The following is a 21,253-nucleotide window of genomic DNA, read 5'->3' on the forward strand; positions in this document are numbered from 1 at the left end:
GGGTTGCATTCATGACGAACCCCTCAGTGGAACCCCAGGGATCCGCAGCACCCGCGGCACCCGTGGAACCCGTCCGCATGACCAATCCGGTGCGCCTCGACGATCTGATCGAGGCCATCAAGAAGGTCCACTCCGACACCCTGGAGCAGCTCAGCGGCGCCGTCGTCGCCGCCGAGGCCCTCGGTGACGTGGCCGACCACCTGATCGGACACTTCGTCGACCAGGCCCGCCGCTCCGGCGCCTCCTGGACCGACATCGGCCGCAGCATGGGCGTCACCCGCCAGGCCGCGCAGAAGCGCTTCGTACCCAAGGCCGACAAGGAGGGCGAGCCCGGCCTCGACCCGAGCCAGGGCTTCGCGCGCTTCACCCCCCGCGCCCGCAACGTCGTGGTGGGCTCCCAGAACGAGGCCCGCGCGGCCGGTCACGCCGAGATCCGCCCCGAGCACCTGGCCCTGGGGCTGCTCGCCGAGCCCGAGGGCGTCTGGGCCACGGTCCTCGCTTCCCACCGGCTCACCGTCGACGACGTGCGCGCCGCCGTCACGACCGCCCTGCCCGGCCCCTCGGCCACCCCCCTGCCGGCCCTGATCCCCTTCGACGCCGGCGCCAAGAAGGCCCTGGAGCTGACCTTCCGCGAGGCCCTGCGCATGGGCCACGCCTACGTCGGCACCGAACACGTCCTGCTCGCCCTGCTCGAACTGGAGGACGGCGACGGCGTGCTGAGCGGCCTCGGGCTCGACAAGGCGGAGGCCGAGGCCCGCATCACCGCGCTCCTGGCCACCGTACTCGGCGGGTCCGAGGAGCAGTCCTGACCGGCTCCGGGTCGGTGACCTCGTAGCGCTTGACGTAGGCGCCGAGGAAGGACTGGAGGGTGGCCACGGCCGGGATCGCGATGAGCGCGCCGACCGCCCCCAGCAGGGCGGTGCCCGCGATCACCGATCCGAAGGCCACCGCCGGGTGGATGTCCACCGTCCGCGCGGTCAGCTTGGGCTGGAGCACGTAGTTCTCGAACTGCTGGTACACCACCACGAACCCGAGCACGTACACGGCGTACCAGGGGTCGACCGTGAAGGCGATCAGCATCGGCAGCGCGCCCGCCAGGTAGGTGCCGATGGTGGGGATGAACTGCGAGACCAGCCCCACCCACACCGCGAGGGCGGGCGCGTACGGCACGTCGAGGAACACGAAGACGACGTAGTGCGCGATGCCGGAGATCAGCGCCATCAGGCCGCGGGAGTAAAGGTAGCCGCCCGTCTTGGCGACGGCGATCTCCCAGGCCCGCAGCACCTCGGCCTGCTTCGCGGGCGGCAGCACGGAGCACAGCGCGCGCCGCAGCCGGGGCCCGTCGGCGGCGAAGTAGAAGGCGAACAGGCCGATCGTCAGCAGTTTGAAGAGGCCGCCGAGCACGGTCGTCGACACGTCGAGCACGCCGGACGCGCTGTTCTGCACGTACTTCTGGAGCCAGTCCGAATGCAGCAGGCTGTCCTGGATGTCCAGCCGGGACAGGTCGGTGTGGAAGGTGGTGTTGATCCAGCTGATGACCGAGTCGAGGGTGCCGGGGAAGCCCTCCACGATGTCGACGATCTGACCGGCGAGTATCGAGCCGAGCAGCACGAGGAAACCCGCGGTCGCGACGAACACGGCGAGGGACACCAGGAAGGTGGCGAGCCCGCGGCGCATCCCGCGGGCCGCCATCCTGGCCACGGCGGGCTCGATCGCGAGCGCGAGGAAGAACGCGATCAGGATGTTGACGAGCAGCCCGGTCAGCTGGTGGAAGGCCCAGCTGCCGAGCTGGAAACAGGCGACCAGGGCCAGTACGAGGACCACCGCGCGGGGCAGCCAGCGCGGCATCCGCGCGTCCGCCGCCGGGGGCGGCGGACCCTCCCCGGGGTCCGCGGTCGGGTCGGTCGTCGTCTCATCACTGGCTGCCACGACGCCCAGTCTGCCCGGCCCGCCCCGCGAACCGCGAAGCGGTGCCCCCGTCAGCGCAGCGAGGCCGGCACGTCCATCGCCGAGCACACCGCGCGCCACACGTCCTTGGCCTCCCAGCCGGCCTCCAGCGCCTGGTGAACCGTGCGTCCGCCGAGCTCCGTCATCACGTGGTCCCGGGCGAAGGAGTCCGCGTAGCCCGCACCGAAGTGCTCCGCCATCCGCTCCCAGAAAGTCGTCAACCGCATGCCTCCAGTATCCCGCCCGGGAGAGTGCACCCGCCCCGTTGGCCTCCGCCCCTGCGGCCGGGCGCCCTACGGTGGCACGCATGCCTGGAGACGCATCTCCCCCGCCGGCCCCGTCCGCCCCTGCGGCCCCTCCGGCCCCTCCGGCCCCGCCGGCCCCGCTGGCACGCGCCGAACCCTTCATCTGGCTCACGGCCCGGGTGCTGGAGCAGCGGCGCTTCTCCTTCCACTTCCTCGGCGGGGAAGCCGACGCGGTGGACGCGGCGCTCGGCGCCTATCTGGGGGCCGACGGCGGCTACGGCCACGCGCTCGACCCGGACCTGCGCGGCCCGCTGAGCCAGCCCCTGCACACCGCGCACGCCCTGCGGGTCCTGGACGGCCTCGGCCGCTGTTCCGGGCAGCGCATCGAGCGGCTCTGCCGCCACCTGACCCGGGTCTCCACCCCCGAGGGCGCGCTCCCGCTGGCGCTGCCGGGCCCGCGCGCCTACCCCGGCGCCCCGTACCACCCGGTGCACGACGACCCGCCGGGCGAGCTGCTGACCACCGGCCCCGTGGTCGGGCTCCTGCACCGCAACCGGATCTGGCACGCCTGGCTGTTCCGGGCCACGGACTTCTGCTGGGAACGGATCGAGACGCTGCGCCACTGGCACCCGTACGAGGTCCAGAGCGCGGTGGCCTTCCTCGACGGCGCCCCCGACCGCCCCCGCGCCGCGGCGGCCGCCGACCGGCTGGGCCGGCTGGTGCGCGAGCGGCGCCTGGCGGTGCTCGACCCCGACCGGCGCGAGGAGTACCCGCCCGCCCCCGGCTACGCGGCGGGCGAGCGGCTCTTCCCGTACGACTACGCGGCCCGGCCCGGGTCCCTGGCCCGCGGCTGGTTCACCGACGAGGAGATGCGCCGCTCGCTGGACTTCCTCGCCGCACAGCAGCAGCCCGACGGCGGCTGGCCGGTGCACCGCCGGGCCTGGGCGCCGGGCAGCTCGCTGGAGCGGCGTCCGATCGCCACCCTGGAGGCGCTGCTGACGCTGCGCGCCTACGGGAGGCCGCTGGGCCCGGTCAGCCCCCCAGCGCCCGCACGCCCGCGGTGACGAGCACCGCGGCCGCGACCACGACGAGGAAGGGGGCGCGCAGCAGCAGCGCGAGCCCGGCGGCGGCGAGGCCGGCGGCCCGGGCGTCGAGGACCAGCTCGTGGCCGGTGCTGAAGGTCTGCTGGGCGGTGAGCGCGGCGAGCAGCGCGACCGGCAGCAGGGCGGACAGCCGGCGCACGGCGGGCCGCTCCAGGGCCCCGGCCGGCACCAGCAGTCCGGCGAGCTTGACCGCGTAGCAGCCGACGACGGTGATCCCGATGGCGATCCAGACGTTCACGGTCGGCGTCCCTTCAGCCACAGCACGGCGGGCGCGGCCAGCGCGGCGATCAGTACGGGCACCCCGGAGGGCAGCACGGGCAGGAAGCCCAGTCCGAGGACGAGGGCGAGGGCCGCGACGGCCCGCTCGGTGCCCGTCCTGAGCATCGGCGCGAGCAGCGCGAGGAACACGGCGGGCCCGGCCGCGTCCAGCCCCCAGGCGGAGGTGTCCCCGATGGCCTCCGCGCCGAGCGCGCCGAGCAGGGTGGTCAGGTTCCACAGCAGGTAGAGGCTGAGCCCGGTGACGGTGAACCCGAGCCGGGCGGACTTGCGGTCGGGCTGGGCCAGCGCCACGGCGGTGGTCTCGTCGATCACCCAGTGCGCCGCGAGGGGGCGCACCGCGCGGGGCAGGGCGAGCAGCCGCGAGAGCCGCAGCCCGTAGAAGGCGTTCCGGGTGCCGAGGAAGAAGGCCCCGGCGGCGGCGGTGAAGGGGTTGCCGCCCGCCGCGAGCGCGCCGACCAGCGCGAACTGCGAGGCTCCGGTGAAGACGAGCAGGCTCAGCGCGCAGGCCTGGAGCACGCTGATCCCGGCGCCGGCGGCGGTCACCCCGAAGGCGAACCCCGACAGCCCGACGGCCACTCCCACCCCGAGCGCGTCGCGCACGACGGCGGCGCGCGGCCGCCCGGGGCCGGGCCCCGCGTCGTCGGGGCGGGCCTGTGCTGTCACCACTCGATGTTCTCCCACCCGGCGAACGTACGCGGGCGGGTGCGGCCGGGTCTTGTACGTTCTTGCACGTCCGGCGGGGTCCGGGGGCCGGCGCCCGGCCCCGGGCCGGGCCCGCGAGGTCTCCCCCGGTGCGCGGCCCCTAGCCCGCCGCGCGCTCGCGCCGGTACGCGCCGGGCGGGACGCCCACGATCCGGGTGAAGTGCCGGTTCAGGTGCGGCTGGTCCGTGAAGCCGACGGTGACGGCCGCCTCGGCGGGCGCGGTGCCCGCCTCCAGCAGCAGCCGCGCCCGGCGCACCCGGGCATCGGTGAGCCAGGTGTGGGGCGGCATCCCGTACCGGTCGCGAAAGGCCCGCAGCAGGGCGAAGGGGCTGGTGCCCAGTTCCGCCGCGAGCTGCTCCAGCGAGGGCGGCCGCGCCATCCGCTCCTCCAGTACGCTCCGGGCCCGTTCCGCGTCGGCGGCGCCCGCGCGCCGTACCGTACGGGCGGGCAGCGGGCCCGCGTGCCGGGCGAGCATGCGCGCGACGACGCCCCGCAGCAGGGTGTCGGCGGCGAGCGCGTTGCCGGCCTCGGCGGCCCCGTGCACCTCGGTGATCATCCGCGAGGCGTCCGCGTCGCAGACCATGTCGGCGGTGAAACCGGGGGTGCCGCGCAGGCCCGCGACCTCCGCGGCGACCTCGGCGATCAGGTCCCGGGAGGGGTACAGGGTGGCGTACGCCCAGCCCTCGGGCACCCCGGCGCGGGCGGTGTGGGCCACCTCGGGGTTGATCAGCACCACGCTGCCCGGCCCGGCCCGCAGGGTGCCGGCGGGCAGGCCGATCTCCTCGATGCCGCCGGTGACGGCGGCGATGACGTAGCCCTCGTGCGTGTGGCGGGGGAAGGTGTGGCGCACGTAGTGGGCGCGCAGCAGGTCCAGCCCCGGCAGCTGGGCGGGCTGCCAGTGCCGTGCCCACTCCTTGCGCCCGGCGCGCCGGCCGCCGCTCCCGTCCGTTCCCATGACCCCATTCTGCGCGCCGCCCGCGACCGCGTCCGCGCAGGTCCGGCCCGTTGTCAGTGGCCGGGTGCACGATGGGGGCATGGCAGGCGCTGCGCTCGATTCGTTCTCCCCCGCTACCCGCTCGTGGTTCGCGGGGGCCTTCCGTACACCCACGCCCGCCCAGGAGGGGGCGTGGCGGGCGATCGGGGAGGGCTCCGACGTGCTCGTGGTGGCGCCCACCGGGTCCGGCAAGACGCTGGCCGCCTTCCTCGCCGCCCTCGACCGGCTCGCCTCCACGCCACCGCCCGCCGAGCCGAAGAAGCGCTGCCGCGTGCTGTACGTGTCCCCGCTCAAGGCCCTCGCGGTGGACGTGGAGCGCAACCTGCGCAGCCCGCTGACCGGCATCCGCCAGGAGTCCGCGCGCCTGGGCCTGCCGGAGCCGGACATCCGGGTCGGGATCCGCTCCGGCGACACCCCGCCCGCCGAGCGGCGCGCGCTGGCCACCCGGCCGCCGGACATCCTGATCACCACCCCGGAGTCGCTGTTCCTGATGCTTACCTCGGCGTCCCGGGAGGCGCTGACCGGCATCGAGACGGTCATCCTCGACGAGGTGCACGCCGTGGCGGGTACCAAGCGCGGGGCGCACCTGGCCCTGTCCCTGGAGCGGCTGGACGAGCTGCTGCCGCGCCCGGCAACCCGGATCGGCCTGTCGGCGACGGTCCGGCCGGTGGAGGAGGTGGCCCGCTACCTGGCCCCGCGCGGCCGGGTGGAGATCGTACAGCCGCCGTCGGACAAGGAGTTCGACCTGTCGGTGGTCGTCCCGGTGGACGACATGGGCGAGTTGGGCGGCTCCCCCGCCACGGAGGGCAGGGAGGGCGGCGACAAGCCGTCGATCTGGCCCCATGTCGAGGAGCGGATCGTGGACCTGGTGCAGGCGCACCGCTCCACGATCGTGTTCGCCAACTCCCGCCGTCTCGCGGAGCGGCTGTGCAACCGGCTCAACGAGATCGCCTACGAGCGGGCCATGGGCGAGCCGATGCCGGACGGCTCGCCGCCCGCCGAGATCATGGCCCAGGCGGGCGCCGCGCTCGGAGCCCCGCCGCTGCTGGCCCGCGCGCACCACGGTTCGGTCTCCAAGGAGCAGCGGGCCCTGGTCGAGGAGGACCTCAAGGCGGGCCGGCTGCCGGCCGTGGTGGCCACCTCCAGCCTCGAACTCGGCATCGACATGGGCGCCGTCGACCTGGTAGTGCAGGTGGAGTCGCCGCCCTCGGTGGCCTCCGGACTCCAGCGCGTCGGCCGCGCCGGACACCAGGTGGGCGCGGTCTCCACCGGCGTGGTCTTCCCCAAGTACCGAGGGGACCTGGTCCAGGCGGCGGTGGTCACCGAGCGGATGCGCACGGGATCGATCGAGTCCCTGCGCGTCCCCTCCAACCCGCTGGACGTGCTGGCCCAGCAGCTCGTCGCAATGACGGCGATGGACACCTGGCAGCTGGACGACCTCCTCGCGCTCGTCCGGCGGGCCGCGCCGTTCGCGGCGCTGCCCGAGTCGGCGTTCACGGCGGTGCTGGACATGCTGGCGGGCCGCTATCCCTCGGACGCCTTCGCCGAGCTCAGGCCCCGGGTGGTGTGGGACCGGGTCGCGGGGACGGTCACGGGCCGGCCCGGCGCGCAGCGCCTGGCGGTCACCTCCGGCGGCACGATCCCGGACCGCGGGCTGTTCGGCGTCTTCCTGGCGGGCTCGGACCCCAAGAAGGGCGGCGGCCGGGTCGGCGAGCTCGACGAGGAGATGGTCTACGAGTCCCGCGTGGGGGACGTGTTCACCCTGGGCACCACGTCCTGGCGGATCGAGGACATCACCCGGGACCGGGTCCTGGTCACCCCCGCCCCCGGCGTGCCGGGCCGGCTCCCGTTCTGGAAGGGCGACCAGCTCGGCCGGCCCCTCGAACTGGGCCGCGCGGTCGGCGCGTTCCTGCGCGAGCTGGGGGCCCTCACCGAGGAGGACGCCCGGCTGAGGCTGCTGGCGGCCGGTCTGGACGCCCGGGCCGCCCAGAACGTCATCGCGTACCTCGCCGAACAGCGCGAGGCCTGCGGACACGTGCCCGACGACCGGACCATCGTGGTCGAGCGGTTCCGCGACGAGCTCGGCGACTGGCGGGTCGTGGTCCACTCCCCCTTCGGCGCGCAGGTGCACGCCCCCTGGGCGCTGGCCCTCGGCGCCCGCCTCGCCGAGAAGTACGGCATGGACGCCCAGGTGATGCATGCCGACGACGGGATCGTGCTGCGCCTGCCGGATGCCGACCTGCTCTCGATGGACCTCCTCGACCACGATCCGGCGGCGCCCGCCGCCGGCTTCGGCTTCGATGACGAACAGGCCCCGCTCGGCGCGGCCGACGTCATCTTCGAGCAGGGCGACGTGAGCGGGATCGTCACCGACCAGGTCGGCGGGTCGGCCCTGTTCGCCTCCCGGTTCCGCGAGTGCGCGGCCCGCGCGCTGCTGCTGCCGCGCCGCAGTCCGGGCAAGCGCACCCCGCTGTGGCAGCAGCGCCAGCGGGCCTCGCAACTGCTCCAGGTGGCCTCGGAGTTCGGCTCCTTCCCGATCGTGCTGGAAGCCGTACGGGAATGCCTCCAGGACGTGTTCGACGTGCCGGGGCTGACGGAGCTGATGGGCGACATCGAGGCGCGGCGCGTGCGCATGGTCGAGGTCACCACGCCCGAGCCCTCCCCCTTCGCCCGCTCCCTGCTGTTCGGTTACGTCGCCCAGTTCCTCTACGAGGGGGACTCCCCCCTCGCGGAGCGGCGGGCGGCGGCCCTCTCGCTGGACTCCCGGCTGCTGGCCGAACTGCTGGGCCAGGCGGAGCTGCGCGAACTCCTCGACGCCGAGGTGCTGGAGGAACTGGAGCGCGAGCTCCAGTGGCTGACGCCGGAGCGGCGGGCCAAGGACGCCGAGTCGGTGGCCGACCTGCTGCGCCTGCTGGGCCCGCTGACCGACGCGGAACTGGCGGCGCGCGGCGCGGAGCCCGGCTGGGCCCCGGAGCTGGCGGCGGCCCGCCGCGCGATCCGGGTCCGGATCGCCGGCACGGACCACTGGGCGGCGGTGGAGGACGCGGGTCGGCTGCGGGACGCGCTGGGCACGGCGCTGCCCGTCGGCGTACCGGAGGCGTTCACCGAGCCCGTCAAGGACCCCCTCGGCGACCTGCTCGCCCGGCACGCGCGGACCCACGGGCCGTTCACCACCGCCACCGCCGCCGCCCGCTTCGGCCTGGGCGCGGCGGTGACGGAGGGCGCCCTGCACCGGCTCGCGGCGGCGGGCCGGGTCGTCCAGGGCGAGTTCCATCCGGCGGGCATCGGGCAGGAGTGGTGCGACGCGGCGGTGCTGCGCCGGCTGCGGCGCCGTTCGCTGGCGGCGCTGCGCCAGGAGCTGGAGCCGGTCCCCCCGGCGGCCCTGGCCACCTTCCTGCCCCAGTGGCAGCACCTGGGCGGCGGCCTGCGCGGCATCGACGGCCTGGCCCGCGCCGTCGAACAGCTCCAGGGGGCCCCGGTGCCCGCCTCGGCGCTGGAGCGGCTGATCCTGCCCTCACGGGTGGCGGGCTACTCCCCGGCCCTGCTCGACGAGCTGACCACGACCGGCGAAGTGGTCTGGGCGGGCGCGGGGGCCCTGCCCGGCAAGGACGGCTGGATCTCCCTCTACCTGGCGGACGCGGCGCCCCTGCTGCTGCCGCCCGCCCACCCGCTGGAGCTCAGCCCGCTGCACCAGCAAGTGCTGGAGGCCCTCTCCTCGGGGCACGCCCTGTTCTTCCGGCAGCTGGCGGAGTCCGTCCGCGCGGGTCTCGCGCAGGCTTCCGACCTGGAGCTGTCCGCGGCCCTGTGGGACCTGGCCTGGTCGGGCCGGGTGACGAACGACACCCTGGCCCCGCTGCGCTCCCTGCTGGGCTCGGGCCGCACGGCGGGCGCCACCGCGCACCGGGCGCGCCGTACGGTGCCGCGCGGCCGGTACGGATCCCTCACCGCCACCACGTCCCGTACGGGCCCGCCCACGGTCTCGGGGCGCTGGTCGCTGCTCCCGCCCCCCGCGCCCGATCCGACGCACCGCGCCCACGCGCTCGCCCGGACCCTGCTGGACCGGCACGGGGTGGTCACCCGCGGGGCCGTGGCCGCCGAGGGGATCGAGGGCGGGTTCAGCGCGGTGTACCGGATCCTGTCCGCCTTCGAGGACAGCGGGCAGGCCCGCCGGGGTTACGTGGTGGAGGGGCTGGGCGCCGCCCAGTTCGCGATGGACGGCGCGGTGGACCGCCTGCGGGCCGCCGAGCGGACGCCGCCCCCGCTGGCGGCGGTGGTGCTGGCCGCAGCCGATCCCGCGAACGCGTACGGGGCGGCCCTGCCCTGGCCGGAGCCCCCGGGCGGCGCCACCCACAAGCCGGGCCGCAAGGCGGGCTCTCTCGTGGTCCTGGTCGACGGAGACCTCGCCCTGTACCTGGAGCGCGGCGGGAAGACCCTGCTGGCCTGGCCCGACGCCGAGGATCCGCGCCTGGCCGCGGCGACGGAGGCGCTGGCCGCGGCGTCGCGGGCGGGCACCCTCCCGGACCTCACGGTGGAGCGGATCAACGCCGCCGCGGCCCTGACCTCCCCGCTGGGCCGCGCCCTGGAGGAAGCCGGCTTCCACGCCACCCCGAGGGGGCTGCGGCTGCGCCGCTGAGCGTCCGGGGCCGTCTCAGGCACGCCACTTATGTCTTGGGCATGTCACGAAACGGCCGCCGGACGCCCCTCGATGGCCGGAAACGCTTATTCATGCTTTATCAAGGTGATCACACACGTCATCGGCGTGCACGTCACCTTCATGGGGGAACAGAAAATGAGCACCTTCGGCATGCGCAGAACCACCCTGGCCGCGGCCGGCCTCGCGGTCGCCTCCACCCTCGTCCTCACGGGCTGCAAGGACGGCAACGAGGACGTGGCCCCGGCGGCCCCGTCCGCCTCCGCCCCCGCCTCCCAGCCGGGCACCCCCGCCTCGCCGAGCGCGAGCGCCTCCGGCGGCTACGGCGGCGCCCCGTCCTCGCCCGCCGCCCCGGCCCCGGGCGGCGCCGCCGGCGCGGCCAAGCCCGGCCAGCAGTACAAGATCGGCGAGGCGGCCGAGTTCCCGTTCACCTCCGGCAGCACCAAGGGCCAGATCGCCCTCTCGGTCACCAAGATCGAGCAGGGCCAGGCCGCGGACCTGGATGTACTCAAGCTCGGCGACAAGGCCAAGGGCAAGGTGCCCTACTACATCCACTACACGGTGAAGAACACGGGCACCACGGACCTCTCCTTCACCTCCGTCAGCCACATCAAGGGCCTGCTCGGCGACGGCTCCGAGGCCGAGGACCTCTACATCATCGGCAAGTTCGACAAGTGCAAGGACGACTCGCTGCCGAAGGGCTTCACCAACGGCCAGACGCAGTCCAGCTGCGCGGTCGCCCTGGCCCCCTCGGCCGACACCAAGGTCGCCGGCGCGAAGTACTGGGGTGACCCGTTCACCCTCAAGGAGGGCCTGACCTGGAAGTGACGGGCGGCGCGCAACCCCGCGCCCGCACCGCGACGAGCCCCCGCACCGCCGCCCCGGCGCGGGGGCTCGCCCCGTCCCGCACCACCCGGCGACGCCCGCCCCACCCCGCCCGGCGACGTCTGCCCCGCGACGCCCGCCCCGCCCGTCCGGCGCCCGGCCGGCCCCCGCCGGCGCCCCCGCCCCGCGCTCCCCCCTCCCCGGCCCCCGCCGGGCGACAATGGGGCCATGCCCGAAGGAGACAGCGTCCACCGCGCGGCGGCCCGCCTCCACACCGCCCTCGCCGGCAAACCCCTGACCAGCGCCGACCTGCGCGTCCCCCGCTTCGCCACCGCCGACCTCACCGGCCGCACCACCCTGGACGTCACTCCGCGCGGCAAGCACCTCCTGACCCGCCTCGAAGGCGGCCTCACCCTCCACAGCCACCTGCGCATGGACGGCGCCTGGTACGTCTTCCGTCCGGACGAGAAGTGGCGCGGCGGCCCCTCCTACGAGATCCGGGCCGTCCTGGGCACCGCCGACGCCACCGCCGTCGGCTACCGGCTCCCCGTCCTCGAACTGCTCCGCACCGCCGACGAGGACCGCGTGGTGGGCCACCTCGGCCCCGACCTCCTCGGCCCCGACTGGGATCCGGCCGTTGCGGCCGCCAACCTCCTCGCCACCCCCGGGCGCCCGCTGGGCGAGGCCCTGCTCGACCAGCGCAACCTGGCGGGCATCGGCAACATCTACAAGGCCGAGCTCTGCTTCCTGGCCCAGGCGACCCCCTGGACCCCGGTCGGCGCCCTCCCCGACCCGCAGACCACCGTCCCCCGGCTGGCCGAGGCCGCCCGGCGCCTGCTGGCCGCGAACACCGGCGACGCCGCCCGCCCCCGGCACCGCAACACCACCGGCCGCCACCGCCCCGGCCAGGAACTCTTCGTCTACGGCCGCGCCCACCGCCCCTGCCTGCGCTGCGGCACCCCCGTCCGCGAGTCCCCGCAGGACGGCCGCCCGACGTACTGGTGTCCGAGCTGCCAGTCCGGTCCGGGCCCGACGGGATAGTTGACGGCCCGTCAGGTCCACTCGTACGGTCCCCGCATGCCCACACCCACCGCGTACGACCTCACCGGCCGCACCGCGCTCGTCACCGGAGCCGCCAGCGGCATAGGCCGCGCCACCGCCCTGCTGCTCGCCGGGGCCGGAGCCGCCGTGCACTGCGCGGACCGCGACGAGCAGGGCCTGGCCGAGACCGCCGCCCTGATCGCCGGGGCCGGCGGCGCCGCCACCGCCCACCCCCTCGACGTCACCGACCGCGCCGCCCTGCGCGCCGCGGTCGCCGCGGCCGGCCCCCTCGACATCACCGCCGCCATCGCCGGGGTGATGCACACCAGCAGCGTCCTGGAGACCACCGACGAGGACCTCGACCGGGTCCTGGACATCAACTTCAAGGGCGTCCTGCGCACCTGCCAGGAGGCCGTCCGCTCCATGATCGCCGCGGGCCGCCCCGGATCCGTCGTGACCATGGCCTCCGGCGCCGTGGACGCCGCCCAGCCCGGCCTGCTCTGCTACAGCGCCGCCAAGGCGGCCGTGGTCCAGCTGACGAAGACCCTCGCCACCGAGGCCGGGCCGCACGGCATCCGCGTCAACGCCGTCGCCCCGGGCTGGATCCGCACCCCGATGACGGACCGGCACGGCGCCGGGGTCCAGGAGCGGACCGAGGCGGCCATGGTCCGGATGTCCCCGCTGCGCCGGGTCGGACGGCCCGAGGACATCGCCCAGGCAGTGCTCTACCTGGCCTGCGACGCCTCCTCCTTCATGACGGGCCAGATCCTGCGCCCGAACGGCGGAGTGTCGATGCCCTGGTAGCCCCGGCGGGCGGCCCCCCGACGCCTCCCGCGCCCTCCTCGTCCCCCTCGCCCTCCGCGCCGGTCGCACGCGCCCTGCGGACGGGCACCCGTGCCGTGCAGTGCACCGGCAACAGCCCGAGCCCCCAGCCGCCCACCGCCACGGCCCCCTCCACCGCCCCGGCGCTCTCCGGCACCAGGGCCAGCCGCAGCACGGCCCACCACCAGAGCACGCCCACCGTCAGCGCGAGGGGTATGAGCAACCTCCGCACGGCCACCTCCACGGGGGTCCCCCCGGACGGATTCTGGGGGAGGGCGGGATCCCGAACGGCCCCATCCTCCCGCAGGACCCCGCCCCCCGCACCCAGAACGCCCGCCGCGCCGCGCCGGTGACCTGGAGACGGCAAAGAGCCCCGGCCGGCGCTTCACGCACCACCCGGGGCTCCCGCCACGCTCACATGCTTGTCGTCACGCTCAAGCGGCTACGACATTCACCGCTTCCACGGGTGCCTTGATGGTCACCCGCTCGGGTCCGCCCGTGACCGAAGCCACGGAGACCGAATTGAGCATCGGGCGCACCGGTGCCGGCACCGGTTCGCTTGCGGCGGCCGACTGCGCAAGCTCCGCCAGCGACAGCTCGTCGCTGACTTCGCGCATCAGCTCGGACATCCGTACGTCCAGCGCGTCGCAGATCGCGGAGAGCAGCTCGGAGGATGCCTCCTTCTGCCCCCGCTCCACCTCGGAGAGATAGCCGAGCGAAACTCGGGCGGACGAGGAGACTTCGCGCAGAGTACGGCCCTGGCGCTGGCGCTGCCGACGCAGCACGTCACCCAGCAGGCGACGGAGCAGAATCATCGGTGGCTCCCTCCTCTGACCGTGTAGCCGTAACCTTCACGCCCCACCGTACCGCCTCGCGCCGCGGCCGTGCGGGGAGCGATGTCGTGTTCACTCAGGGCTGCAAACATCAAATCCCCCCGTTCTGTTCCGTATCCTGCCCCCGCAGATTCTCGCGGAGTTCGCTCGAGAGCAGTTCGAGCACTGTCCGTACACTCTCCCTACGGATTTCCGTACGGGAGCCGTTCAACCTCAACGGGGCGGTTTTCCTGCCCGCCGGACCGGCCACGGCGATGAAGACCGTGCCCACCGGCCGGCCGTCCTGCGGGTCCGGACCGGCCACACCCGTGGTCGCGATCCCCCACGTGGCACCGGTCACGCGCCGCACTCCGGCCGCCATCTCCGCCGCGACCTGCGCGTTCACCGCGCCTTCCGCCGCGAGCAGCTCCGCGTCCACCCCGAGGACGCGGTGCTTGAGTTCAGTGGCGTACGCCGTGACCGAGCCGAGGAAGGAGCGAGAGGCCCCGGGCACCGCGGTGATCTCCGCGGCGACCAGCCCGCCGGTCAGGGATTCCGCGACCGCGAGCGTCTGGTCACGCTCCGCGAGCATCCTCAGTACGTCCCCGGCCAGAGCGGCCGCCGACGCACCCGCTTCCGCCGCACCGGAAACCTCCGGCCGCTCCCCCGCCCCGTGTGTCACGTCGCGGCCCGCTCCGCGGCGAGCCCGGCCCGGCGCAGCACCACGGCCTGCCGGATGTAGTCCAGACCGGTGACCACCGTCAGCACGACGGCGACCGCCATCACCCAGAAACGCAGGGTCGCGAGCGGTCCGGTCAGCGCGAGGACGTACATGCCCACGGCGGTGCCCTGGGCGAGGGTCTTCAGCTTGCCGCCCCGGCTGGCCGGAATCACGCCGTAGCGGATCACCCAGAAGCGCATCAGCGTGATCCCGAGCTCGCGCCCGAGGATCACCCCCGTCACCCACCAGGGCAGGTCGCCGAGCCAGGACAGACACACCAGAGCCGACCCCATGATCGCCTTGTCGGCGATGGGGTCGGCGATCTTCCCGAAGTCCGTGACCAGGTTGTACGTCCGGGCCAGGTGCCCGTCGAAGATGTCCGTGATCATGGCGACGGCGAAGGCCGCCCACGCCCACGCCCGCCAGACGGGGTCGTAGCCCCCGTCGGCGAGCAGCAGCAGGACGAATCCCGGCACGAGGACGAGCCGGACCATCGTCAGGATGTTGGCGATGTTCCACAGGCTGGCCTGATTGACGGCCGCGGTCCCGAGCTTCGCGCCGGGCGCGGGCCGACGGCCGGTCCCGCCCGCCGCTGGTGCCGGGACACCGGTCATCCGGCCGCCTCCTCAAGGTCCACGTCCAGGGCCTCGGCCACCAGGTCCACACCCAGCGTCCCGACCACCTTCGCGGTGACGATACGCCCCGGGACCAGGCCCGCGCCGTCCGTGAAGACGACCTGGCCGTCGGTTTCGGGAGCCTGGTGCGCGGCGCGCCCGTAGGCGCCCTCGCCCTCCTCCGCCTCGTCGAACGGGACGACCGTCTCGACGAGCACCTCCAGGGTCTCCCCGATCCGCTCCTCCGCGCGCTGCGAGGTGAGCTCCTCGGCGAGGCGCTGCATGTGCGCGAGGCGTTCCGCGATGGTGTCCGCGTCCAGCTTGCCGTCGTAGGTGACGGCTTCGGTGCCGTCCTCGTCGGAGTAGCCGAAGACGCCGATGGCGTCGAGGCGGGCGTGCGTGAGGAAGCGCTCCAGTTCGGCGAAGTCCGACTCCTTCTCGCCGGGGAAGCCGACGATGAAGTTGGACCGGACGCCGGCCTGCGGAGCCTTGGAGCGGATGGTGTCCAGCAGCTCCAGGAAGCGGTCGGTGTCACCGAAGCGGCGCATGGCGCGCAGCACGTCGGGGGCCGAGTGCTGGAAGGAGAGGTCGAAGTACGGGACGACCTTGGGGGTGGAGGTGAGTACGTCGATCAGCCCGGGCCGCATCTCGGCGGGCTGGAGGTAGCTGACGCGGACGCGCTCGATGCCGTCCACCTCGGCCAGCTCGGGCAGCAGGGTCTCCAGCAGCCGGATGTCGCCGAGGTCCTTGCCGTACGAGGTGTTGTTCTCGGAGACCAGCATGATCTCCTTGACGCCCTGCTCGGCGAGCCAGCGCGTCTCGCCCAGCACGTCGCTGGGGCGGCGGGAGATGAAGGAGCCGCGGAAGGACGGGATGGCGCAGAAGGAGCAGCGCCGGTCGCAGCCGGAGGCGAGCTTGACGGAGGCCACCGGGCTCTTGTCCAGACGGCGGCGCAGCGGGGCGCGCGGCCCGGAGGCGGGCGCGAGGCCCTCGGGGAGGTCCGCGGGGACGGCTTCCGGCTCCTGGGCGTGGCCGGGCAGGGCCACGGCGGTGTCCTGGCGCTCCGCCGGGCTGATCGGCAGCAGCTTGCGCCGGTCGCGCGGGGTGTGGGAGGCGTGGATGCCGCCGTTGAGGATCGTCTGGAGGCGGTCGGAGATGTCGGCGTAGTCGTCGAAGCCGAGCACGCCGTCGGCCTCGGGGAGCGCTTCGGCGAGTTCCTTGCCGTAGCGCTCGGCCATACAGCCGACGGCGACGACGGCCTGGGTCTTGCCGTGATCCTTCAGATCATTGGCTTCCAGCAGGGCGTCTACGGAGTCCTTCTTGGCGGCTTCGACGAAGCCACAGGTGTTGACGACGGCTACGTCCGCGTCGGCGGCGTCCTCGACGAGCTCCCAGCCATCCGCCGCCAAGCGGCCTGCGAGCTCCTCCGAGTCCACCTCGTTACGGGCGCAGCCAAGAGTGACAAGGGCGACGGTACGGCGTTCGGGCATGGACTCAAGACTACTTCGTCCGGACGGCGCCCCCCGCCCCAAGTCCCCCCACAGCAAGATCCCCGGGGCCGGCGGCTGGTGCCGCACGGGATCCCGGGGATCTGGAATTTCTTGTTCCGCGCTGGTCAGCCCGCCTGGGCCTGGCCCTCGCGGGGATCGTCCTTGGTGTAGGTGAGGCGTTCCACCTGACCCTGCTGGAAACGTTCCTTGATCTCCTTGCCGTTCACGAACAGCTTGACGGACCCGGCGTCGCCGAGCACGAGGTCGACGGACTCCTTGTCCGTGAAGGTCTTCGACTCGCCGTGCGCGAGGGTTCCGTCGAACAGCAGCCGGCCGCTGTGGTCCTTCGCGGAGATCCAGCTCTCCCCGGTGTCGGCCGTCAGGACGACCGTGACGAGGTCCTTGGGGGCCGCGGCGATGGCGCTGTCCGAGGGCTCCGGCTTGGGGGCCTTCGGGGTCTGCTGGGGCTGGACGGCGGGCTTGCCCGCGGGCTTCTTGGGCGCGGACTGCGGGGCGGCGGAACCTTCCGCCACCGGCCGCTTGCCCGAGTCGTCCCCGCCGCCGAAGGCGGTGAAGCCGACGAAGCCGATCACGGCGACGATGGCGGCGACCATGGCGGCGGTCCAGTTGGGCCGCTGCCGTTCGGGGCGGATCCGCTCGGCTTCGAACATCGGCGCGGCGGGGGTGGGTGCCGGCCGGCCGCCGTGGGCCGCGTCGAAGCTGTCGATCAGGGGTGCCGGATCGAGGTGCACGGCGCGGGCGAGCGTACGGATGTGACCGCGGGCGTAGACGTCGCCGCCGCACCGCGTGAAGTCGTCCTCTTCGATCGCGTGCACGATCGGGATGCGCACGCGGGTGGTGGAACTGACCTCGTCGACTGTCAGCCCGGCGGCGATCCGGGCCTTCTTGAGGGCCGTCCCGATGGACGGGCCTTCGACGGAACGTTCGACGAGACGGTCCTCGGACCGGTCATCGGCCGAAGGCCGCTCTTCTTCGGGGGAGTTGGAGTTGCCGATGGACACGAGGGCGCCTTTCGAGCGTGTAGCCACCTGCTGGCTTCCCAGTCTAGGGGGGTGACGAAAGGGTGGGGCAACCGGAGGGTGCCCTACCTACGCCATCCGAATGGCTTCCGGAAACACCCACCGTCGTCCCCCTCAACTTGACGCGCGCCCGGGGGAAACGGTTGCCCTGCGATCCCATACGGTCGGGTGATCCGGACGGCCCCCGTTCTAGGGGGCGTCCTCCCCCCGGATCACGGCGAGGACCCCGTCCAGTTCGTCGGGTTTGACCAGGACGTCGCGCGCCTTCGACCCCTCGCTGGGGCCGACCACGCCCCGGGACTCCATCAGGTCCATGAGCCGGCCCGCCTTGGCGAAACCCACCCGCAGCTTGCGCTGGAGCATCGACGTCGAACCGAACTGGGTGGAGACCACCAGTTCCGCCGCCTGGCACAGCAGGTCCAGATCGTCGCCGATCTCCTCGTCGATCTCCTTCTTCTGCTTCTGCCCCACCGTCACGTCGTCCCGGAAGACGGGCGCCATCTGGTCCTTGCAGTGCTGCACGATCCCGGCGATCTCGTCCTCGGTGACGAAGGCCCCCTGAAGGCGGACCGGCTTGTTCGCACCCATCGGCAGGAACAGCCCGTCACCCTTCCCGATCAGCTTCTCGGCGCCGGGCTGATCCAGGATGACCCGGCTGTCCGCGAGCGAGGACGTGGCGAACGCGAGCCGCGAGGGGACGTTCGCCTTGATCAGACCGGTGACCACGTCCACCGAGGGCCGCTGCGTGGCGAGCACCAGGTGGATGCCGGCCGCGCGGGCCAGCTGGGTGATGCGCACGATCGAATCCTCGACGTCGCGCGGGGCCACCATCATCAGGTCGGCCAGCTCGTCGACGATCACCAGCAGGTACGGGTACGGGCTCAGCTCCCGCTCGCTGCCCGGCGGCAGCTTGATCTTGCCGTCCCGGATCGCCTGGTTGAAGTCGTCGATGTGCCGGAAGCCGAAGGCGGCCAGGTCGTCGTAGCGCAGGTCCATCTCGCGCACCACCCACTGGAGCGCCTCGGCGGCCCGCTTGGGGTTGGTGATGATCGGCGTGATCAGGTGCGGGATGCCCTCGTACGCGGTCAGCTCCACCCGCTTGGGGTCGACGAGGACCATCCGGACGTCCTCCGGGGTGGCCCGCACCATCACCGAGGTGATCAGGCAGTTGATGCAGGAGGACTTGCCGGAGCCGGTGGCGCCCGCGACCAGCACGTGCGGCATCTTCGCGAGGTTGGCCATGACGTAGCCGCCCTCCACGTCCTTGCCGAGCGCGACCAGCATCGGGTGGTCGTCCTCGGCGGCGTCCGCCAGGCGCAGCACGTCGCCCAGGTTGACCATCTCGCGGTCGGTGTTGGGGATCTCGATGCCGACCGCGGACTTCCCCGGGATCGGGCTGATGATCCGCACGTCCGGGGAGGCCACGGCGTAGGCGATGTTCTTCGCCAGCGCCGTGATCCGCTCGACCTTCACCGCGGCGCCGAGCGTCACCTCGTAGCGGGTGACCGTCGGGCCCCGGGTGAAGCCGGTGACCTGGGCGTCGACCTTGAACTCGGTGAAGACGTTCGTCAGCGAGGCGACGACCGCGTCGTTGGCGGCGCTGCGGGTCTTGCCCGGGCCGCCCTTCTCCAGCAGGTCCAGCGAGGGCAGGGCGTACGTGATGTCGCCGCGCAGCTGGAGCTGCTCGGCGCGCGGCGGCAGCGGCTGGGCCTCCGGCGGCGCCTTCGTCAGGTCCGGCACCGACAGCGTGCCGGAGGCCGCGGCGGTCCGCTCGTGCGGGGCGCCGTCCTGCTCCGGAGCGGCCGGATCCGCGGAAGGGAGCGGGACGGTCGGGGCGGCCGGGGCGGCGGGGGCCGCCGGGGCGCCGGGGCGCCCCGCCCGCGCCGGCGGCACCGGAGCGGTGACCTCCACCGCGTCGCGGTCCCCGGAGATCCCCTGGGTCAGATCGGCGACCAGCGGCGACGGGGGCAGCCCCCCGTACACCACCCCGTCCAGCGCCGCGGCGGCCGCTGCCGCCACGTCGACGGCGTCCATCCCCTGCTCCCCGCCCCGCGCCGCGCTGCGGCGCGGCCGGCGACGGCGGGCCAGTGCGGCCTCCTCGGCCCCGTCGGCGGGAACCCCCGCGGCGGCGCCGGACCGGGCCCGCCACTGCTCGGCGTCGTGGCGGTCCGGCCGGACGGCGGCGCCGTCCTGCTCGGCGTACCTCTCGTCGTACTCGTTCGGCGCGATGATCCCGAGCCGGATCCCGAGCCGGCGCAGCCGCTGCGGGATCGCGTTGACCGGGGTCGCGGTAACCACCAGCAGCCCGAACACCGTCAGCAGCACCAGCATGGGCACGGCCAGCGGCGCGCCCATCGTGAAGATCAGCGGCTTGGAGGCGGCCCAGCCGACGAGCCCGCCCGCGTTCTGCATCGCGGTGGTGCCCTCGTCACGGCCGGGCGCCCCGCAGGCGATGTGGACCAGCCCGAGGACACCGATGACCAGCGCGGACAGGCCGACCCCGATCCGCCCGTTGGCGTCGGTCTGCTCGGGGTGGCGGATGAACCGCACGGCCATGACGCCGAGCAGGACCGGCACGAGCAGGTCCAGGCGCCCGAACGCACCCGTGACCAGCATCGTCACCAGGTCCCCGACGGGCCCGCTCAGGTTCGACCAGGTCCCCGCGGCGACGATCAGTGCCAGGGCCAGCAGCAACAGCGCCAGCCCGTCCTTGCGGTGCGCGGGGTCGAGGTTCTTCGCACCCCGGCCGAGCCCGCGCAGGACCGCGCCGATGGCGTGCGCGAGACCGAGCCAGCAGGCGCGCACCAGCCGCAGCACGCCCCCGGTGGGGGACGGCGCCGGTTTCGCGGCGACCTTCTTGACGGGCGCGCGCCGGGGCGCCGCGGCCCTCTTCGCGGGCGGCTTGCGCGCGGGCGCCGCCTTCTTGGCCGGCGCCGTCGTACGGCCGGTGCGGCCCTTCGCGGTGCCCGCGGTGCTCTGGGAACCCTTGCCGGACGTACTTGAGGCCATGGGGCCGAGGTTACCGGTGCGCACGCCGGTGGACACGCGTGCCCACCCCTTCACCCGTTCGTGTCGCCCCGTCCGTACGCGCTTTGACGCCCCGGCAGACCTGACGCCCGCCCAGCCGGAGCCGGAGACGGGCGTCTTCGCCGTACGGGAGGACTCAGCCCTGAGCGGGGAGCATCGCCGCTCCCCCGCCCGTCCCCGGCTCCAGGGCGTCCAGGGCCCGCCGCAGTCCGGTCAGCTTGCGCTCCAGGTGCGCGGCGGTGGCCACGACCGCGGCGTCGGCGGAATCCTCGCCGAGCTGCTTCGTCAGGGCCTCGGCCTGCTCCTCGACCGCGGCGAGCCGCGCCGAGAGCTCCGCCAGCAGACCGGCCGTCTCCTTGCTGCCGTCGCCGTTGGAACCGCCGCCCTCCAGCTGGAGCCGCAGCAGCGCCGCCTGTTCGCGCAGCTGGCAGTTCTTCGTGTAGAGCTCGACGAAGACCGAGACCTTGGCGCGCAGCACCCACGGGTCGAACGGCTTCGAAATGTAGTCCACCGCGCCCGCCGCGTACCCGCGGAAGGTGTGGTGCGGACCGTGATTGATCGCGGTGAGGAAGATGATCGGGATGTCCCGGGTCCGTTCGCGCCGCTTGATGTGCGCGGCCGTTTCGAATCCGTCCATGCCCGGCATCTGGACATCCAGCAGGATGACCGCGAAATCGTCCGTGAGCAGCGCCTTGAGCGCTTCCTCCCCCGACGACGCCCGGACCAGTGTCTGATCGAGCGCGGAGAGGATGGCCTCCAGCGCCAGCAGATTCTCCGGCCGGTCGTCGACCAGGAGGATCTTGGCCTTCTGCACCATGCCCTGTCCTCCTCGCCCCGGCACGGGGCCTCCCCGGCTCCTGGCTCCGGCGGATGCGCCGGGCCCCGCCCCAGAGGACGGCATCCTGGCGCCGTCCGTCCTTGTGCCGGTCATCGTAGCCCC

General features: G+C 73.9%; 19 protein-coding genes. 6 read left to right on the plus strand and 13 right to left on the minus strand.

The features are described from left to right. Positions 1-77 precede the first annotated feature (77 nt). The gene (locus ACFYYT_RS15825) at positions 78-809 is read left to right on the plus strand and encodes a Clp protease N-terminal domain-containing protein (RefSeq protein ID WP_351827678.1); all 732 of its coding nucleotides are present in this window, start codon (positions 78-80) and stop codon (positions 807-809) included. Here the strand turns inward: ACFYYT_RS15825 and ACFYYT_RS15830 are convergent. Both ACFYYT_RS15830 and ACFYYT_RS15835 read right to left on the minus strand, forming a co-directional pair. Continuing rightward, on the minus strand, positions 760-1,848 hold the full coding sequence (locus ACFYYT_RS15830) for an AI-2E family transporter (RefSeq protein WP_351827722.1): 1,089 nt from the start codon (positions 1,846-1,848) through the stop codon (positions 760-762). The genes ACFYYT_RS15825 and ACFYYT_RS15830 overlap by 50 nt on opposite strands. Before the next feature lie 131 nt (positions 1,849-1,979). Then, positions 1,980-2,174, minus strand: coding sequence for a DUF3046 domain-containing protein (locus tag ACFYYT_RS15835; RefSeq protein WP_351827680.1), 195 nt, complete (start codon positions 2,172-2,174; stop codon positions 1,980-1,982). 80 nt (positions 2,175-2,254) lie between these two features. Here ACFYYT_RS15835 and ACFYYT_RS15840 point away from each other — a divergent pair, with 80 nt between their 5' ends. Then, on the plus strand, positions 2,255-3,256 hold the full coding sequence (locus ACFYYT_RS15840) for a hypothetical protein (protein WP_351827683.1): 1,002 nt from the start codon (positions 2,255-2,257) through the stop codon (positions 3,254-3,256). Here ACFYYT_RS15840 and ACFYYT_RS15845 read toward each other — a convergent pair. From ACFYYT_RS15845 to ACFYYT_RS15855, 3 genes are all read right to left on the minus strand, one after another. Then, on the minus strand, positions 3,225-3,533 hold the full coding sequence (locus ACFYYT_RS15845) for an AzlD domain-containing protein (RefSeq protein ID WP_351827685.1): 309 nt from the start codon (positions 3,531-3,533) through the stop codon (positions 3,225-3,227). The two genes, ACFYYT_RS15840 and ACFYYT_RS15845, sit on opposite strands and share 32 nt — an antisense overlap. Continuing rightward, positions 3,530-4,237, minus strand: a complete 708-nt coding sequence (locus tag ACFYYT_RS15850; protein WP_351827687.1) for an AzlC family ABC transporter permease — start codon at positions 4,235-4,237, stop codon at positions 3,530-3,532. The genes ACFYYT_RS15845 and ACFYYT_RS15850 overlap by 4 nt, the downstream gene beginning before the upstream one ends. Before the next feature lie 139 nt (positions 4,238-4,376). Further along, complete coding sequence (locus ACFYYT_RS15855) at positions 4,377-5,231, minus strand: AraC family transcriptional regulator (RefSeq protein WP_351827690.1); 855 nt, start codon at positions 5,229-5,231, stop codon at positions 4,377-4,379. A 79-nt stretch (positions 5,232-5,310) separates the two neighbouring features. Here ACFYYT_RS15855 and ACFYYT_RS15860 point away from each other — a divergent pair, with 79 nt between their 5' ends. From ACFYYT_RS15860 to ACFYYT_RS15875, 4 genes are all read left to right on the plus strand, one after another. Next, positions 5,311-9,903: an ATP-dependent helicase gene (locus tag ACFYYT_RS15860; protein ID WP_351827692.1), complete on the plus strand. Its 4,593-nt coding sequence runs from the start codon at positions 5,311-5,313 to the stop codon at positions 9,901-9,903. A 105-nt stretch (positions 9,904-10,008) separates the two neighbouring features. After that, positions 10,009-10,749 (plus strand): hypothetical protein, encoded by a 741-nt coding sequence (locus tag ACFYYT_RS15865; protein WP_351827695.1) that lies wholly within the window; start codon positions 10,009-10,011, stop codon positions 10,747-10,749. 225 nt (positions 10,750-10,974) lie between these two features. After that, positions 10,975-11,787, plus strand: a complete 813-nt coding sequence (locus tag ACFYYT_RS15870) for a DNA-formamidopyrimidine glycosylase family protein (protein ID WP_351827697.1) — start codon at positions 10,975-10,977, stop codon at positions 11,785-11,787. Positions 11,788-11,823: 36 nt separating this feature from the next. Beyond that, on the plus strand, positions 11,824-12,591 hold the full coding sequence (locus ACFYYT_RS15875) for an SDR family NAD(P)-dependent oxidoreductase (RefSeq protein ID WP_351827699.1): 768 nt from the start codon (positions 11,824-11,826) through the stop codon (positions 12,589-12,591). Here ACFYYT_RS15875 and ACFYYT_RS15880 read toward each other — a convergent pair. The 8 genes from ACFYYT_RS15880 to ACFYYT_RS15915 all read right to left on the minus strand — a co-directional run bounded on the left by ACFYYT_RS15880 (position 12,539) and on the right by ACFYYT_RS15915 (position 21,130). Next, on the minus strand, positions 12,539-12,841 hold the full coding sequence (locus ACFYYT_RS15880; RefSeq protein ID WP_388608152.1) for a hypothetical protein: 303 nt from the start codon (positions 12,839-12,841) through the stop codon (positions 12,539-12,541). The genes ACFYYT_RS15875 and ACFYYT_RS15880 overlap by 53 nt on opposite strands. Before the next feature lie 202 nt (positions 12,842-13,043). Beyond that, positions 13,044-13,424, minus strand: coding sequence for a helix-turn-helix domain-containing protein (locus ACFYYT_RS15885; protein ID WP_007266936.1), 381 nt, complete (start codon positions 13,422-13,424; stop codon positions 13,044-13,046). Positions 13,425-13,533: 109 nt separating this feature from the next. Continuing rightward, on the minus strand, positions 13,534-14,013 hold the full coding sequence (locus tag ACFYYT_RS15890; protein WP_351827701.1) for a CinA family protein: 480 nt from the start codon (positions 14,011-14,013) through the stop codon (positions 13,534-13,536). Between the two features lie 86 nt (positions 14,014-14,099). After that, on the minus strand, positions 14,100-14,756 hold the full coding sequence (gene pgsA / locus ACFYYT_RS15895; protein ID WP_351827704.1) for a CDP-diacylglycerol--glycerol-3-phosphate 3-phosphatidyltransferase: 657 nt from the start codon (positions 14,754-14,756) through the stop codon (positions 14,100-14,102). Then, positions 14,753-16,246, minus strand: a complete 1,494-nt coding sequence (rimO, locus tag ACFYYT_RS15900) for a 30S ribosomal protein S12 methylthiotransferase RimO (protein WP_351827707.1) — start codon at positions 16,244-16,246, stop codon at positions 14,753-14,755. Before rimO ends, pgsA begins: the two co-directional genes overlap by 4 nt. 125 nt (positions 16,247-16,371) lie before the next feature. Further along, complete coding sequence (locus ACFYYT_RS15905) at positions 16,372-17,268, minus strand: RodZ domain-containing protein (protein WP_351827709.1); 897 nt, start codon at positions 17,266-17,268, stop codon at positions 16,372-16,374. A 207-nt stretch (positions 17,269-17,475) separates the two neighbouring features. Beyond that, positions 17,476-20,295, minus strand: a complete 2,820-nt coding sequence (locus ACFYYT_RS15910; RefSeq protein ID WP_351827711.1) for a DNA translocase FtsK — start codon at positions 20,293-20,295, stop codon at positions 17,476-17,478. Positions 20,296-20,449: 154 nt separating this feature from the next. Further along, the gene (locus ACFYYT_RS15915; protein WP_351827714.1) at positions 20,450-21,130 is read right to left on the minus strand and encodes a response regulator; all 681 of its coding nucleotides are present in this window, start codon (positions 21,128-21,130) and stop codon (positions 20,450-20,452) included. Between the last annotated feature and the right edge of the window lie 123 nt (positions 21,131-21,253).

It is taken from the genome of Streptomyces sp. NPDC002032 (assembly GCF_042890765.1).
Taxonomy (GTDB): Bacteria; Actinomycetota; Actinomycetes; order Streptomycetales; family Streptomycetaceae; genus Streptomyces.